Here is a 16,104-nt window from a genome sequence, read left to right on the forward strand (position 1 = left end):
GAAGGGTCATTTCACCGCAGGGCCGTGGGCTGCCACTTCTATCAATGCAGAATCTGGCTCAAGAACAACTTGGTCCGGTCATTCTGCGGGTTGTCGAAGAAGTCATTCGGCGCCGCCTGTTCAACGATCTCGCCCTTGTCCATGAAGATCACGCGGTTGGCCACGGTGCGCGCAAAACCCATTTCGTGGGTGACGCACAACATGGTCATGCCGTCTTCGGCCAGGCCGATCATGGTATCAAGTACTTCCTTGACCATTTCCGGGTCGAGTGCCGAGGTCGGCTCGTCGAACAGCATGATTTTCGGTTTCATGCACAGGGCACGGGCGATGGCTACACGCTGTTGCTGGCCGCCGGACAATTGCCCAGGAAACTTGTGCGCCTGTTCCGGAATGCGCACGCGCTCCAGGTAGTGCATGGCAATTTCTTCGGCCTTGCGCTTGGGCATCTTGCGTACCCACATCGGCGCCAGTGTACAGTTCTGCAGGATGGTCAGGTGCGGGAACAGGTTGAAGTGCTGGAACACCATGCCGACTTCACGGCGGATCGCTTCGATCTGCTTGAGGTCGTTGGTCAGCTCCACGCCATCGACCACAATGCGGCCCTGCTGGTGCTCTTCCAGGCGGTTGAGGCAGCGGATGGTGGTGGACTTGCCCGAACCCGACGGGCCGCACAGCACGATACGCTCGCCCTGCTTGACGTTGAGGTTGATGTCTTTCAACACGTGGAACTGGCCGTACCACTTGTTGACGCCCTGCATCTGGATAATGCCTTCAGGGCTCACAGGCTGTTTGATTGCTTCGCTCATAACAACAACTCCTAACGCTTGTGGCCAGTGTCGAGCTTGTGTTCCAAATGAATGGAATAGCGCGACATACCAAAACAGAAAATCCAGAACACCAGGGCGGCGAACACGTAGCCTTCAGTGGCCATGCCCAACCATTTAGGGTCGGCAGCGGCTTGCTTGACGCTGTTGAGCAAGTCGAACAGGCCGATGATGATCACAAGGCTCGTGTCCTTGAACAGCGCGATAAACGTGTTGACGATGCCGGGGATTACCAGCTTCAGGGCTTGCGGCAGAATCACCAGGCCCATGCTGCGCCAGTAACCCAGGCCCATCGCCGCGGCCGCTTCGTACTGACCTTTGGGAATTGCCTGCAAGCCACCGCGCACCACTTCAGCCACGTAGGCCGACTGGAACAGGATCACGCCGATCAATGCACGCAGCAGCTTGTCGATGCCCATGCCTTCGGGCAGGAACAGCGGCAGCATCACCGAGGACATAAACAGCACGGTGATCAACGGCACGCCGCGCCAGAACTCGATGAAGGTCACGCAGACCACCCGAATCGCCGGCATGTTCGAGCGTCGCCCCAGCGCCAGCACAATGCCCAACGGCAAGGCGCCAGCGATACCGACGGTGGCGATCACCAGGGTCAGCATCAAGCCGCCCCATTGGCTGGTAGCCACGTTGGTCAGGCCCAGAACCCCACCGTGCAGCAGGCAGTAGGCGATGATCGGGTACAGCACCAGGAAACCCAGGCCATAGACCGCCTTGCGTTGAAACCGCGAGATGAACAACGGCGCCACGCCAACGATGGCCAGCCACACGGTCAGGTCCACGCGCCAGCGCAGGTCGCCGGGGTAGTAGCCATACATGAACTGCCCGAAGCGCTGTTGGATAAACACCCAGCAAGCGCCCTCTTTGGTGCAATCGGCGCGCGTGGTCCCGACCCAGTTGGCGTCAAGGATGGCCCAGTGCAGGATGGGCGGCACGATCAGGTAAATCAGGTAGAACGCCAACAGCGTCAGCAAGGTGTTGAGCCAGCTGGAAAACAGGTTGGCGCGCATCCAGGCCATCGGTCCGAAGACTTTGTTCGGCGGCGGCATATCGGGTTTGAAAGTATGCGAACTCATGTGCGTTTCCTCACCGCTCGATCAGCGCAATGCGCTTGTTGTACCAGTTCATCAGCAGGGAAATGCTGATGCTGATCGCCAGGTACACGCTCATGGTGATGGCAATGACTTCGATGGCCTGGCCGGTCTGGTTGAGCACCGTGCCGGCAAACAGCGAAACCATTTCCGGGTAACCGATACCGGCGGCCAACGACGAGTTTTTCGCCAGGTTCAGGTATTGGCTGGTCAGCGGCGGAATAATCACCCGCAGGGCTTGCGGGATGATGACCTTGCGCAGCGTTGGCCCAGGGCGCAGGCCCAGGGAGCGTGCGGCTTCGGTCTGGCCGTGGCTGACGGACTTGATGCCAGAGCGCACGATCTCGGCAATAAACGCCGCCGTGTACACAGTAAGCGCCAGGGTCAGCGCCAGCAGTTCAGGGATCAGTACCCAGCCGCCGACAAAGTTGAAGCCTTGCAGCTTGGGCATTTCCCAGTGCAGCGGTGCGCCGAAAACCAAGGCACACAATGCCGGGATCGCAATGAACAGCGCCAGGCCCGCCCAGAACTTGTGGAACGGTACGCCGGTGGCCTCAAAGCGCTTGTTGGCCCAGCGTGCCATCAGCACGATTGCCACAATGGCAACCACCACACTGACCACAAATGGCCAGAACCCATCGGCAGCAATCGCCGCCGGCATGTTCAAGCCACGGCTGCTGACGAAGAAAGTGTCACCGAAATTATGGCTGTTGCGCGGCCCCGGCATGGTCAGGAATACCGCGAAGTACCAGAACAGGATTTGCAGCAGCGGCGGAATGTTGCGGAACACTTCCACATACACCGTCGCCAGCTTGTTGATCATCCAGTTGGGCGACAAGCGCGCCACGCCAATGATGAAGCCCAGGATGGTCGCCAGGACCACACCGATCACAGTCACCAGCAAGGTGTTAAGCAGCCCGATTACAAAGACGCGGGCATAGCTGTCCGATTCGGTGTAGTCGATCAGATGCTGAGCGATGCCGAAGCCGGCACTGCGCTCAAGAAAGTCGAAACCCGAGGTGATACCCCGGTGTTGCAGGTTGGTCTGGGTGTTATTGAACAAGTACCAGCCCAGCGCGACCACCGCCACAATCGTGATGATCTGGAAGAGCCACGCACGCACTTTGGGATCGCTGAAGCTGAGCTTCTGCTTGGGTGCGCCGATTTGATTTTGCATGAAGTGCCCCGGAAAGAATGGAACAGAACATCACCCGGTGGTTGGCCCACCGGGTGATAGAACCATCAGCGATCAGCGCACAGGTGGTGCGTATTGAATGCCACCGTTAGTCCACAGTGCGTTCAGGCCACGGTCGATTTCCAGCGGGGTGCTCTTGCCCAGGTTGCGCTCGAACACTTCACCGTAGTTACCGACTTGCTTGACGATCTGTACAACCCAATCTTTTTTCACTTTCAGGTCTTTGCCGTATTCGCCGTCGGAACCGAGCAGACGAGCAACGTCCGGGTTCTTGGTGGACTTGGCTTCAGCTTCAACGTTTTTAGAGGTGATGCCGGCTTCTTCAGCGTTGAGCATGGCGTAGCCAACCCAGCGCACGATGGCCAGCCACTCGTCGTCGCCGTTACGCACGACCGGGCCCAGTGGTTCTTTGGAGATGGTTTCCGGCAGAACCACGTAGTCTTTCGGCGAAGCCAGTTTGCTGCGCTGTGCGTAGAGCTGGGATTTGTCCGAGGTCAGCACGTCGCAACGACCGGATTCCAGCGACTTGGCGCTTTCATCGGAGGTGTCGAAGGTAATCGGTGTGTATTTGAGGTTGTTGGCGCGGAAGTAGTCGGAAACGTTCAGCTCAGTGGTGGTACCGGCCTGGATGCAGATGGTTGCACCGTCCAGTTCCTTGGCGCTTTTAACGCCCAGCTTGTTGTTCACCAGGAAGCCAACACCGTCGTAGTAGGTGATGAAGCCTGGGAATTTCAGGCCCATGCCCGCATCGCGCGAACTGGTCATGGTGGTGTTGCGCGACAGTACGTCGACTTCGCCGGACTGCAGCGCGGTGAAACGCTCCTTGGCGTTCAACTGGCTGAATTTGACCTTGGTTGCGTCACCGAACACGGCAGCGGCCACAGCGCGGCAAACGTCAGCGTCGATCCCGAGGATCTTGCCGCTGGCATCCGGCACCGAGAAACCCGGCAAGCCATCACTTACGCCACATTGCACAAAGCCTTTCTTCTGCACGGCGTCCAGGGTGGCGCCAGCTTGGGCAAAACCACTGACACCCAGTACAGCGGCCGCGGAAACGATGGCCAGGGTGGATTTCAATACCTTCATTCAAACCTCCAGTTGCTCTTGTTGTGTCGGAGCTAGAACCCCAGCGCACCCTTATGAGGCGATATCGACCCGTGTTGGCTTTTTTTGGGGTCAAGCGGCATGAGGCTTTCGCGGTAATTCCAGTTGCTATCCCACAAGCGGCAGTCACTGATAGTGTTACCGTCCTAAGATAGTTCTGACATCGACCTACACATAGCAAGGCGCGTACCAGAGTGGTGGCTGAGCCGTTTCAGCCCATGGTCAATAGAAAAACATTCAACGTTGCGACATTCTCTTAACAGATCAACCCGTCGCGCACCGTTCCGACGCACCCAATCGGAGCGCACGCACATATATGGAGCAGACATGACCGACCCCTTGATTCTTCAGCCCGCCAAGCCCGCAGACGCCTGCGTTATCTGGTTGCATGGCCTGGGTGCCGATCGCTACGATTTTTTGCCAGTGGCCGAAGCGTTGCAGGAAAGCCTGCTGAGCACCCGCTTCGTTTTGCCCCAGGCACCGACACGCCCGGTAACCATTAATGGCGGTTACGAGATGCCGAGTTGGTACGACATCAAGGCGATGAGCCCGGCCCGATCGATCAGCCTGGACGAGTTGGAAGAATCTTCCAGCATGGTCAACGACTTGATCGAAGCGCAGAAGAGAACCGGAATAGACGCTTCGCGAATTTTCCTCGCGGGTTTTTCCCAAGGCGGCGCCGTGGTTTTCCATACCGCGTTCCTTAACTGGCAGGGACCGCTGGGTGGCGTTATCGCCCTCTCGACTTATGCGCCAACCTTTGGCGACGAACTGGAGTTGTCCGCCAGCCAGCAGCGCATTCCAACGCTGTGCCTGCACGGCCAATACGACGACGTGGTGCAGAACGACATGGGCCGCAGCGCCTATGAGCACTTGAACAGCCGTGGTGTCACCGTGACATGGCAGGAATACCCAATGGGTCACGAAGTGTTACCCGAAGAGATACGCGATATCGGTGCCTGGCTGGCCGCTCGCCTGGGCTGACACCCCCGTTTATGTAGCCGTATGACAGACGCACTACGCCGCGCCCGTTTCTTGCATTACACTGGCCGGCGTACATTCCTTAACCAATTAATGAGATCACCGTGCTCAAAGCACTTAAGAAGATGTTCGGCAAAAGCGAGGCGGAGCCGCTCGCGCCAGTTCCCAGTGCTCCTGTGCCCTCCTCCGGCAGCCGCAATGACGGCCAACAGCCGGCCCGGACGGCACCTGCCGCACAGCCGCAGAAGCCAAAGGTGACCGCGCCCGAACAGGCCCAACCTGTCGAGGCAGCCCCCGCGCCGGCGCCGAAAGCGCCCCGTCGTGAACGTGCACCGAAACCGCCTGTGACCCCGTGGAAACTCGAAGACTTCGTGGTCGAGCCGCAGGAAGGCAAGACCCGTTTCCATGACTTCAAACTGGCCCCGGAACTGATGCACGCCATCCAGGACCTGGGCTTCCCGTACTGCACGCCGATCCAGGCGCAGGTGCTGGGCTTCACCCTCGCCGGCAAAGACGCCATCGGCCGCGCGCAGACCGGCACCGGCAAGACCGCCGCGTTCCTGATCTCGATCATCACCCAGTTGCTGCAAACGCCGCCGCCCAAAGAACGCTACATGGGCGAGCCGCGCGCACTGATCATCGCCCCGACCCGCGAGCTGGTGGTGCAGATCGCCAAGGACGCCGCCGACCTGACCAAGTACACCGGCCTCAACGTCATGACGTTTGTGGGCGGCATGGACTTCGACAAGCAGCTCAAGCACCTGGAAGCACGTCACTGCGACATCCTGGTGGCTACGCCGGGCCGCTTGCTCGACTTCAACCAGCGCGGCGACGTGCATTTGGACATGGTTGAAGTGATGGTGCTGGACGAAGCCGACCGCATGCTCGACATGGGCTTCATCCCACAAGTACGCCAGATCATTCGCCAGACCCCGCCGAAAAACGAGCGCCAGACCCTGCTGTTCTCCGCGACCTTCACCGAAGACGTGATGAACCTCGCCAAGCAGTGGACCACCGACCCGTCCATCGTCGAAATCGAAGCGCTGAACGTTGCCAGCGAAAACGTTGAGCAACACATCTATGCCGTGGCCGGGGCCGACAAGTACAAGCTGCTTTACAACCTGGTCAATGACAACGGTTGGGAGCGCGTGATGGTGTTCGCCAACCGCAAGGACGAAGTGCGCCGCATCGAAGAACGCCTGGTGCGTGATGGCGTCAATGCCGCGCAACTGTCTGGCGATGTGCCGCAGCACAAGCGTATCAAGACCCTGGAAGGTTTCCGCGAAGGCAAGATCCGCGTGCTGGTGGCCACCGACGTGGCCGGGCGTGGCATTCACATCGACGGCATCAGCCACGTGATCAACTTCACCCTGCCGGAAGTGCCGGACGACTACGTGCACCGCATTGGCCGTACGGGCCGTGCCGGGGCGGCGGGTGTGTCGATCAGTTTTGCGGGCGAGGATGATTCGTATCAGTTGCCGTCGATTGAGACATTGCTGGGTCGCAAGATCAGTTGCGAGACACCGCCGACGCATTTGCTGCGGGCCGTAGAGCGCAAACGTCCTTAAAATGTGGGAGCGGGCTTGCTCGCGAATGCGGTGAATCAGTCAGTACATCTTTAACTGACAGACCGCATTCGCGAGCAAGCCCGCTCCCACATTTGGATCTCCATACACCTTTAGTCAGGTGTTTACTTCCAGCGATCCGCCGCCGCGTGATCACTGCCGCGCCCTTCCACCCAACGTGGCCCCTCGGGTGTGTTCTCTTTCTTCCAGAACGGCGCCCGCGTCTTCAAGTAATCCATCACAAACGCACAGGCATCGAACGCCGCCTGGCGATGGGCGCTGGCCGCCGCGACAAACACGATAGGCTCGCCCGGCTCCAGCGCGCCAATGCGGTGCAGCACTTCCAGCTTGAGCAACGGCCAGCGCTGCTCGGCTTCCACGGTGATCTTGGCCAGGGCTTTTTCGGTCATGCCGGGGTAGTGTTCAAGAAACATCCCGGACACATCGCGACCGTCATTGAAGTCGCGTACATAGCCGACAAAACTCACCACCGCGCCCACGCCGACATTGGCGGCGTGCATGGCGTTGACCTCTGCGCCGGGGTCGAATGCCGCGGCCTGTACGCGAATGGCCATGCTCAGCCTCCGGTCACGGGCGGGAAAAACGCCACTTCGTCACCGGCTTGCACCGGTTCGTCGAGGCCGCACAGCTCCTCGTTACGCGCGCACATCAGGCTGCTCTCGTTGAGCACCGCAAACTCATGGTCTGCCGCCAAGGCCAGGCGCACCGCATCGACGGTAGCGAACTCGCCTTCCATCTCCAGCGAGTCAAAGCCTGTCGCTTCGGCGTAACGCGCAAAAAACAATACGTTGATGCTCATGCCTGGTCCGCCTTGAAATGCCCGCTTTTGCCGCCAAGCTTTTCCAGCAGGCGAATACTTTCGATGGTCATGCCACGGTCCACGGCTTTGCACATGTCGTAGATCGTTAGCGCGGCAACACTGGCGGCGGTCAGCGCTTCCATCTCTACGCCGGTCTGGCCGCTGAGTTTGCAGCGCGCGAGGATATGCACAGCGTCCACACCGTCGGCGCGCAGTTCAACCTTGACGCCGGTGAGCATCAGCGGATGGCACAGCGGGATCAGGTCACTGGTTTTTTTCGCCGCCTGGATCCCGGCGATGCGGGCCACGGCAAACACGTCGCCCTTGGGGTGGGCGCCGTCGACAATCATTTTCAAGGTGTCGGGCAGCATGCGCACCCGCGCTTCGGCCACGGCTTCACGGAACGTCACGGCTTTATCAGTGACGTCGACCATGTGGGCGCGACCTTGGGAATCGAGATGAGTCAGCACAGGGATACTCCTGATCAGGAGCGGCAATTGTAAACCTGTGAGTCAATTTTGCGCAGGGCTGTTTGGCCTTTAAAAAGAACACCGCAACCGTGGCGAGGGAGCTTGCTCCCTCGCCACAGGGTATCGGCCGTTAGAACCGGAAGGTAAAGCCGGCGTTGATCCCGTTGTTGTTACCCCGGTTGGACAGCAAACCGCTGTAGTTCAACGACACCAGTGTGTCCTTGGTCAGGGCCATTTCCGCACTGGCCTTGATCACCGCGCCATCGCGGGCCACAGGCACGCTGTTGACCGCAAACGCGTTGTCGCTGCCGGCAAACTTCAGCGAGGCGTCGCGATCGGTGTCACCAAACTGATGCTCCCAGCCCAACTCACCGCGCAACGTCACCGCCGAGGTCGCGCTGACCGGCAGTTGGGTATGTGCGCGCAGGCCCAGGGTGGAAAGCGTGGCGTCCTGGCTTTGCTTGCTGGCATGCAAGGCTGCGGCGCCGCCTTTTTCCTTGAACGAATCGCTCTGGTAGTTCAGGTAGGTCAGGTTGGCGAAGGGTTCGAACTGGTTCCATTGGGTGTAACCGATCTCGGCAAACACTTGGTCGGTGCGCGCGTTGTAGTCAGCCTTGTCGTAATCCGACTGGTTGGCGTAAGCCACGCGGCGCGAGCTGTCGATACGGTGCCAGGTGGTGGCGCCGCCCATGCGCAGGGCGATCGTGTCGAAGCGTTTGCCGCCGTAGATCGACAGGTGATAGTTGTCGCTGTCTGCCGATGCCGACTCGCCATTGAGATGGCTTTGGGTGTAGCCGGTGGCGGCGCCCACACGCCAGCCGTCGCCGACCTCCGTGTCCAGGCCCAGCAGCACGCCACTGGTAGACGAGGAGTAGCCGCTGGCGTTGTTGTCACCGCTGACGTTATTGCGACCGCCCAGCAGCTGGACCCAGCCGCCGTTGTCGTGAGTGTCGATCTGCGCGCTGGAATCCAGCGCCTGCGCCTGTTGCAGACGGCCGTTGACCGCTTCACGAATGTAACGGCTGTCGGCCATTTGCGCTGCGGCCACGTCCGAGTGCAGTTGCCCCGAGAGTTGCTTGAATGCGGCCTGCGCCTGGGCCGCCGAGTCTGAGGCCAGCAGGCTTTCATACACCGGGCTGCCCGCGCCCAAGGCTTCGGCCGCCGTCGCTACGGCGCGTTCGTTGCGGGTTTGCGCAATGCTGGCAAAGGTCGTCTGGTTACGCGCCACCGCCAGGCTCAGTTGGTTCGGCTGATAGCTCAGCTGAGTACCGATAAACAGGTAATTAGGCGTGATCGCTGCAAACTGGCCGTTGATGCCCTGGCTGGCCGTCAGGATGTTGAACTGCTGGCCCACCAGGCTACGGGCCTCAGTGGCAGACAGCAGGTTCGGGCTGTTTTCCAGGGATACGGTCACCACACCACCGTTAAGGGTGGCGACGCCGCTGCTCTGGATTTGATCACTTTGCCCGTTCGGGCCGACCTCCACGGCATACACCGAACCAGGGTTGAAGGTCACGTCGCCGGTGTGCAGCGTGCCGATCGAATGGCCCGGTGCCACGCGCCCGCCGGTGTTTACGGTCAAGGCGCCCACCGTGCCGTTACCGGCCAGTGTGCCGCCCAACGCGGTCATCACGCCGTTATCTGCATTGCGGGTGCCCACCGCGCTGCCATCCACGGTCACGGCGGAGGTCAACGAGCCGTCTACCGACAGCTTGCCGCCGCGTACCCAGGTGCTGCCCGAATAGGTGTTCTGGCCTTCGAGCACCAGTTCGCCGTCGCCGGACTTGGCCAGGCTGCCGACGTAGGTCGTGCCGGTGAGCAAATCCTTGCCGCGTGCCAGCGTCGCCTGTTCCCGGGCGTGGCCGATTTCATATTCAAACTGGTCATCGTCAGAGGCATTGGCGGGCAAGCCGTTGACCCAGCCTTTCTGTTGCTTGGTGGCGGCCCAGGTGGCTTGTTCGGCGGTGTCTTCTATACGGCGGGCGCGGATGGCCTCATCGGAAATCGGGTTGGCCCAGATATCACGCGTGCCACCTGGCAAGGCCACCGCCACCGAACCGAGGAACTGCCCCGGCCCTTGCATGGCTTTTTGCAGGTTGGGCAAGCCCCAACCGCTGACCACGCCCGGCACTTGCGGCGTGCCCGGCGCGGCGTCGTGCACCGGTTGCAGGTTGTCGTAGGTGCGGCCACCGGTGAGGTCGCCCACCGGCGTATCGGGACCGTCCGGCGCTTGCAGGCTGGAGGTGGTCAACAATACATCCCGGGCCTGGCTGGCGGTCATGTAAGGGAAGCGTTGAATCACCAGGGCCAAGGCACCGGAGACGCTCGGCGCAGCGGCAGAGGTGCCGTTGGCGTTAGGGATGATTTCCCCTTCAGGCCCGGTGGACGGGATGCCCGAAACGCCCATCACACACCACCACTTCGACGTGCCACAGCGGTTATAGACCTGGGCACTGGTCTCGTCGTAACCGGTGATCGAGAGGAATTTGCTCTCGATATCAGGCTTGAAAAACGGCAGGTTGGCGTTGGTGTCAGGGTTGGCACCGTGGCTGTCGTTGCCGGCCGAGATAATCTGGATGAAGGTGTTTTGCCGCGCGGCGTCAGCCATCGCGTCCATCCAGGTCTTTTGCCCGGCGTGAGCCTTGTCCCAGAACGGGCGATAGGCAGCGGTCATGTCGCGCAAGTTATCGGCTGCGCTGTCGCCTACGTTGCCGAAGTGGTTTTCCACGTCATTGCGCGAATTCTGGCCCCAACTCTGGTTGACGATCGAGACGTTCTTCGCCGCCAGCGCGTTGTAGCTGGCCATGAACGCGTTGTAGTCCAGGTCGTTGGAGCCCTGGAAACGGTTGTCGTCAGTGCCTGCGGTATTGGCGACAAAGATATTCGCGTCAAACGCAATACCATGCATGCCGGTGCCGTTGCGGCTGGCGCCCAATACACCGGACATCTCGGTGCCGTGGCCGTCATTGATGGTCGGGTCGTACTCGCCGGAAATACTGAAGTGCTCGCCCTTCTGGAACTCGCCGTCCGGCGTGTCATGAATGTAACGCGGGTGGGTGGCGTAGTACTCGCCGGTGGAGGTTACGGCCTGCACGCGGTCCTGGCCCTGGGCATTCTTGCCCTGGAACTCAAAGTGTTCAGTGAGGATGCCCGAGTCGAGCACACCGACGTTTACGCCCTTGCCGGTCATGCCCAAGGCATAGGCGTAGTACGCGTTGGTGCGATCCAGGCCGGAGTTGACCTGGGCTTCGGGGGTTTTCCAGGTTTGCGCGTTGGCGCTCCAGTCACGGGTGGCGCCAGCCCAGGATTGGCCGGCATTCAGTTGCGCGTTGAGGTTGCTGCTCACACCCGGCTCTACGTAGGTGTAGGGCTTGGCCGCCGGCAGGTTGGCGATAATGGCCTTGGAGAAGTCGAGAATATTGGTGGTATAGCGCCCGCTGTTGCTGAACAGCCGGCTGCGGTAGTAATCCAGGCGTGAGGCATAGTCCAGTGGGCGTTTGGTATCGCCGAGCATGGCGCCGATGGTGAGGTTTTCCGGTTGCAGTTCGTAGTTTTGCTTGAGGGCCGAATCGAACTTGCCGGACTGTGCGGCAAAGTCCTTGGCCGCAAGGTCGACGATATCGGCGTAGGCGAACCGCAGGTTTTTATACACATCGGTGTTGGGGCCAAACGAGGCAACGGCTTTTCTGAAGGCCGACTCCAGCACTGGCGAGGTGTAGGGGTTGGCGTCATCGGCCCAGGCCATGGAACCCTGGCCCAGCCATAAGGCCAAGCCAAGTGCGATGGGGCTCAGAGGTATCGATTTGAAGTCTGTAGCGCGCTTGCGTTTTTGCGACAAAGTGAAGCCATTACCTGCTGCGTCCATTTTCCTTTCCCTTTGGAGATGTGCTTCGTCAATGAGCGATGTATCGGGCTTTTTGTAATAGGCAGGATCACGCGCAAGACCAACGCCGGGTCTTCAATAAGGTGTCGAATCAAAGCGATCGTGTTCCGACGGGTTACGCAGTTTTCTTATAGTTTTCGGCGATAAAAAATGTAACAAAATAATTACAAAGGCCACAAGCGCCCAGGACGCATTAACGAAGACAAATGTCGCCCACAGCAAAAACCCCGAACTTCGCGAGAAATTCGGGGTTTTTTCTGGCATTTAGCCACTAACTACAGCATGGGCGATTACAGATGGGACTCGGCGTACTCAGCCAAGATCGAACGTGGCACCCCTTGCAGCGCGATGTGCACGCCGTTCGGGAAGTCTTTGAAGCGTTCCGTCAGGTAGGTCAGCCCGGAGCTGGTCGCGGACAGGTAAGGGGTGTCGATCTGTGCCAGGTTGCCCAGGCACACTACTTTGGAACCGGCACCGGCACGGGTGATGATGGTTTTCATCTGGTGCGGTGTGAGGTTCTGGCATTCATCGATCAAAATCAGGCTTTGCTGGAAGCTGCGACCTCGGATGTAGTTGAGGGATTTGAACTGCAACGGCACTTTGCTGAGGATGTAGTCGACGCTGCCATGGGTGTTTTCGTCATCCATGTGCAAGGCTTCGAGGTTGTCGGTGATCGCCCCCAGCCACGGCTCCATTTTTTCCGCTTCGGTGCCGGGCAGAAAGCCGATTTCCTGGTCCAGGCCCTGCACACTGCGGGTGGCGATGATGCGGCGATAGCGTTTGGTCACCATGGTCTGCTCGATGGCGGCCGCCAGGGCGAGGATGGTTTTCCCCGAGCCTGCGGCGCCGGTCAGGTTGACCAGGTGAATGTCCGGGTCGAGCAGCGCGTACAGCGCCAGGCTCTGATAGATATCACGCGGCTTCAGGCCCCAGGCTTCCTGGTGCAACAGGGGTTCCTGATGCAGGTCGAGGATCAGCAGCTTGTCGACCTGGATCTCTTTGATCCAGCCCACAAAACCCTGTTCGTCGATGATGAATTCATTGATGTGCACGGCCGGCAGGTTGTCGATCAGCTGTACCTGGTGCCAGGTGCGGCCATGGTCCTGGCGGGTTTCGACCTTGCTCACCAGGTCCCAGAAGGAGCCGGTCACGGTGTGATAACCCCGCGACAGCATCGACACGTCGTCGACGAGCTGGTCGGTACTGTAGTCCTCGGCAGCGATCCCACACGCTCGTGCCTTGAGGCGCATATTGATGTCTTTGGTCACCAGCACCAGCCGCAGGTCCTTGTCGCGCGCGTGCAAGTCGATCAATTGGTTGATGATTTTGTTGTCGTTGAGGTTTTCCGGCAGCAGGCTGTTGGGCTCGCTGCGCTTGCTCATCAGAATCGACAGCAAGCCCTTCGGCCCGCTTTTGCCACGCTGGATCGGCACGCCGACCTCAACGTCCTCGGGCGAGGCTTCACCCAGGGTTTTGTCGATCAGGCGGATCGCCTGGCGGCATTCGGCGGCCACGCTGTGGTGCCCGCTTTTGAGTTTGTCGAGCTCCTCAAGCACGATCATCGGGATGGCGACGTGGTGTTCTTCGAAGTTAAGCAGTGCGTTTGGATCGTGGATCAATACGTTGGTATCAAGCACATAAAGGATTGGCTGGTCGGAAGAAGGGTTACGTCCATGATCATCCATACTCGGTCACCTTTGTGGGAGCCATTCGACGCAATACCTGGGCGGTGCTGCGCCTCGATTCGACCACCGACTGCACCGCAGTGACGTCAAGTGCAGTACCCACATGAGGAGTCTTGGAAGACGCCACCTGTGTTGCAGGGTTCGGCGATCTGACTTCGTAATACCGCAAAACCCATGACAGGAAAAAGCACTTTGACGCTTTTTTGAAGTTTATTTTTCAGGATGACGAATAGCACTAGCCGAGTGCCAGTGACCCCGTTAAAGTCGGAAGTCCGCCTGCATCGAAATGTCGCACAAAATCACCCCTGAAATCCACCATCCCCAACAGGGCCGGGCACTTCAGCGAAACGCCTCCCGGCAGTCCTGCCAACCCAAGCCACTTTGCCTGGTTGCCTGCAATAACATCGGCAATGCTACCCGCGCCTTGTCCTGGGTGTCGTGAAACACAATCACGCCTTTGCGCCACAGCAGCATCAGCGTCAGCACCCGTTGCGCCGACTCATCGGCCTTGAGTTTGCCCGGTTCGTCCTGGGAGTCGATGTCCCACAACGCCACCTGCAACCCCTGAGATTGGAAAAAGCCCTGGCTGTCGGCACGGCGCTGGCCATAGGGCGGGCGAAACAGCGGCACATAGTTTTCCGGCATCAGGTTCTGCACCAGCGCCGCGCTGCGCGTAATTGAGCTTTGCCACTCGACCCAATGGCTGTGGGAGCGGTATTGCCAACCCTGGGTGCCCACACACTGGCCTTGGTACAACGCCTGCACATCATTGGCAGAACTGCGCTCCACACGGGTTTGCAAACTGCTGCCAAGGGCAAAGAACGTGGCGTTCATCTTCTGCTTGCGCAGGTAGTCGGTGAGCCAGTCGGTATTGCCGCTGACCGGCGCCGGGCCGCCGTCGAAGGTCAGCAGGAAAAGGCGGTCGTTGAACTCATCGCCATTGCGTTCGTGGTCACCAAAGCGCAGCACCTCGCTGCTGATCTGCGGGAACAGCGCGGCTTTGCGCAACAGTTCGTCCAGGTAACGCTCATGGAAGTTATGGCTAGGCCCGGCCCAGCCTATATAGAAGGAGTTATCGCTGACCTGGAACTTGCCGGCCTGCTCGCGCAGGTCGTCCATGTTTTCCACCAGGTAGCAGAACGAGGCGTCCTCTTCGCAGCTTTGCTGGGCCGCCGTGTAGTTTTCCAGCAAGCGCTGCCAGAGCTGGCGACGCAGGTCGTCGATGGCGGCCAGGTTGATAATCTTCAAGCCCAGGCGCTGCTTCAGGGCATTTTCGTCCTGGGCTTCGCTGGCCAGCAAGCTGTGGGCGAACATCAGGATTTCGGCGCGTGAAGCAACATCGAACAGCGCCGGGCTGCTGAGCTTTTCCGGCCAGGTGCCACGGTCCAGGCTGGCGACATCCACCGGCGCGGCGTTGGCGTTCAGGCACAGTAAGCAGGCTGACAATAAAAGTGCTAGGCGCACGCAGGGTCTCCCTCTCCAGAGTTACCGCCCATCATAGCGGATCGTGCCTATCGCCATCATAGGTGGAGTCAAACCACTCAACCCCCTAGAATCCCTGCCACGATTACAGGAGCCAACTTCATGCTGATGGTGATTTCCCCCGCCAAAACCCTCGACTTCGAGTCAAAGCCGGTCACCCCGCGCTTTACCCAACCGCAATACCTCGACCACTCCCAGGAGTTGATCGAACAATTGCGCGAATTGAGCCCGGCGCAAATCAGCGAGTTGATGCACGTCTCCGACAAAATCGGTGGCCTCAATGCCGCGCGTTTCGGCAGTTGGACCCCGGCCTTCACGCCGGCCAATGCCAAGCAGGCACTGTTGGCATTCAAGGGCGACGTGTATACCGGCCTGAATGCCGAAACCTTCAGCGATGCCGATTTCAGCTACGCCCAGGACCACCTGCGCATGCTCTCGGGCCTCTACGGCCTGCTGCGCCCGCTGGACCTGATGATGCCGTACCGCCTGGAGATGGGCACCAAACTGCCCAACGCCCGTGGCAAAGACCTCTACACGTTCTGGGGCACGCGCATCAGCGAGTGGTTGAATGAAGCACTGGCCGAGCAAGGCGACGACGTGTTGCTCAACCTGGCCTCCAACGAGTACTTCTCGGCGGTCAAACGCACGGCCCTGAACGCACGCATCATCAATACCGAGTTCAAGGACCTGAAAAACGGCCAGTACAAGATCATCAGCTTCTACGCCAAAAAGGCGCGGGGCATGATGAGCCGTTTTGTGATTGAAGAACGCATCAACGACCCAGCCAAGCTCAAGCAGTTTGATGTGCAGGGTTACCGCTTCAATGCCGAGCAGTCCAAGCCGGATAATTTGGTGTTTCTGCGCGATCACGCACCGCAATAGGGCTCTGATACGTCCTCACCAACGCTAAAGATCCAATGTGGGAGCGGGCTTGCTCGCGAATGCGGTCTGTCAGTAACAGGTACTCTGACTGATACACCGCATTCGCG

At 59.7% G+C, this 16,104-nt stretch carries 13 protein-coding genes; 3 read left to right on the forward strand and 10 right to left on the reverse strand.

From position 1 onward, the window contains the following. Positions 1-41: 41 nt before the first annotated feature. From ACTD9P_RS10655 to ACTD9P_RS10670, 4 genes are all read right to left on the reverse strand, one after another. Positions 42-806 (reverse strand): amino acid ABC transporter ATP-binding protein, encoded by a 765-nt coding sequence (locus ACTD9P_RS10655; RefSeq protein ID WP_003171943.1) that lies wholly within the window; start codon positions 804-806, stop codon positions 42-44. 11 nt (positions 807-817) lie between these two features. Further along, positions 818-1,915: an amino acid ABC transporter permease gene (locus tag ACTD9P_RS10660; protein WP_017135200.1), complete on the reverse strand. Its 1,098-nt coding sequence runs from the start codon at positions 1,913-1,915 to the stop codon at positions 818-820. Between the two features lie 10 nt (positions 1,916-1,925). Beyond that, positions 1,926-3,107 carry an amino acid ABC transporter permease gene (locus ACTD9P_RS10665; protein WP_438867691.1) on the reverse strand — a complete coding sequence of 394 codons (1,182 nt, stop codon included), beginning with the start codon at positions 3,105-3,107 and terminating at the stop codon, positions 1,926-1,928. A gap of 72 nt (positions 3,108-3,179) precedes the next feature. Continuing rightward, positions 3,180-4,211, reverse strand: a complete 1,032-nt coding sequence (locus tag ACTD9P_RS10670; protein WP_017135202.1) for an amino acid ABC transporter substrate-binding protein — start codon at positions 4,209-4,211, stop codon at positions 3,180-3,182. A 345-nt stretch (positions 4,212-4,556) separates the two neighbouring features. On the opposite strand from ACTD9P_RS10670, the gene ACTD9P_RS10675 reads away from it, so the two are divergent. Both ACTD9P_RS10675 and rhlB read left to right on the forward strand, forming a co-directional pair. Continuing rightward, on the forward strand, positions 4,557-5,213 hold the full coding sequence (locus tag ACTD9P_RS10675; RefSeq protein WP_438867692.1) for an alpha/beta hydrolase: 657 nt from the start codon (positions 4,557-4,559) through the stop codon (positions 5,211-5,213). A 95-nt stretch (positions 5,214-5,308) separates the two neighbouring features. After that, a complete protein-coding gene (gene rhlB / locus ACTD9P_RS10680; protein WP_178076240.1) occupies positions 5,309-6,778 on the forward strand; it encodes an ATP-dependent RNA helicase RhlB in 1,470 nt (489 codons plus the stop codon). 122 nt (positions 6,779-6,900) lie between these two features. Here rhlB and moaE read toward each other — a convergent pair whose 3' ends face one another. The 6 genes from moaE to ACTD9P_RS10710 form a co-directional block, all read right to left on the reverse strand. Then, the gene (moaE, locus tag ACTD9P_RS10685) at positions 6,901-7,350 is read right to left on the reverse strand and encodes a molybdopterin synthase catalytic subunit MoaE (protein ID WP_438867693.1); all 450 of its coding nucleotides are present in this window, start codon (positions 7,348-7,350) and stop codon (positions 6,901-6,903) included. Between the two features lie 2 nt (positions 7,351-7,352). Further along, a complete protein-coding gene (gene moaD / locus ACTD9P_RS10690) occupies positions 7,353-7,595 on the reverse strand; it encodes a molybdopterin converting factor subunit 1 (protein WP_438867694.1) in 243 nt (80 codons plus the stop codon). Beyond that, a complete protein-coding gene (moaC, locus tag ACTD9P_RS10695) occupies positions 7,592-8,065 on the reverse strand; it encodes a cyclic pyranopterin monophosphate synthase MoaC (RefSeq protein ID WP_056858942.1) in 474 nt (157 codons plus the stop codon). Before moaC ends, moaD begins: the two co-directional genes overlap by 4 nt. 130 nt (positions 8,066-8,195) lie before the next feature. Then, complete coding sequence (locus ACTD9P_RS10700) at positions 8,196-11,930, reverse strand: autotransporter domain-containing protein (protein WP_438867695.1); 3,735 nt, start codon at positions 11,928-11,930, stop codon at positions 8,196-8,198. 308 nt (positions 11,931-12,238) lie between these two features. Further along, a complete protein-coding gene (locus ACTD9P_RS10705) occupies positions 12,239-13,633 on the reverse strand; it encodes a PhoH family protein (protein WP_012722339.1) in 1,395 nt (464 codons plus the stop codon). Positions 13,634-13,972: 339 nt separating this feature from the next. After that, a complete protein-coding gene (locus tag ACTD9P_RS10710; protein WP_438867696.1) occupies positions 13,973-15,097 on the reverse strand; it encodes a polysaccharide deacetylase family protein in 1,125 nt (374 codons plus the stop codon). Between the two features lie 120 nt (positions 15,098-15,217). On the opposite strand from ACTD9P_RS10710, the gene yaaA reads away from it, so the two are divergent. Beyond that, positions 15,218-15,997 carry a peroxide stress protein YaaA gene (gene yaaA / locus ACTD9P_RS10715; RefSeq protein ID WP_285683274.1) on the forward strand — a complete coding sequence of 260 codons (780 nt, stop codon included), beginning with the start codon at positions 15,218-15,220 and terminating at the stop codon, positions 15,995-15,997. The last annotated feature ends 107 nt before the right edge of the window (positions 15,998-16,104 follow it).

The sequence above is a fragment of the Pseudomonas onubensis genome (genome assembly GCF_965653655.1).
Classification (GTDB): domain Bacteria; phylum Pseudomonadota; class Gammaproteobacteria; order Pseudomonadales; family Pseudomonadaceae; genus Aquipseudomonas.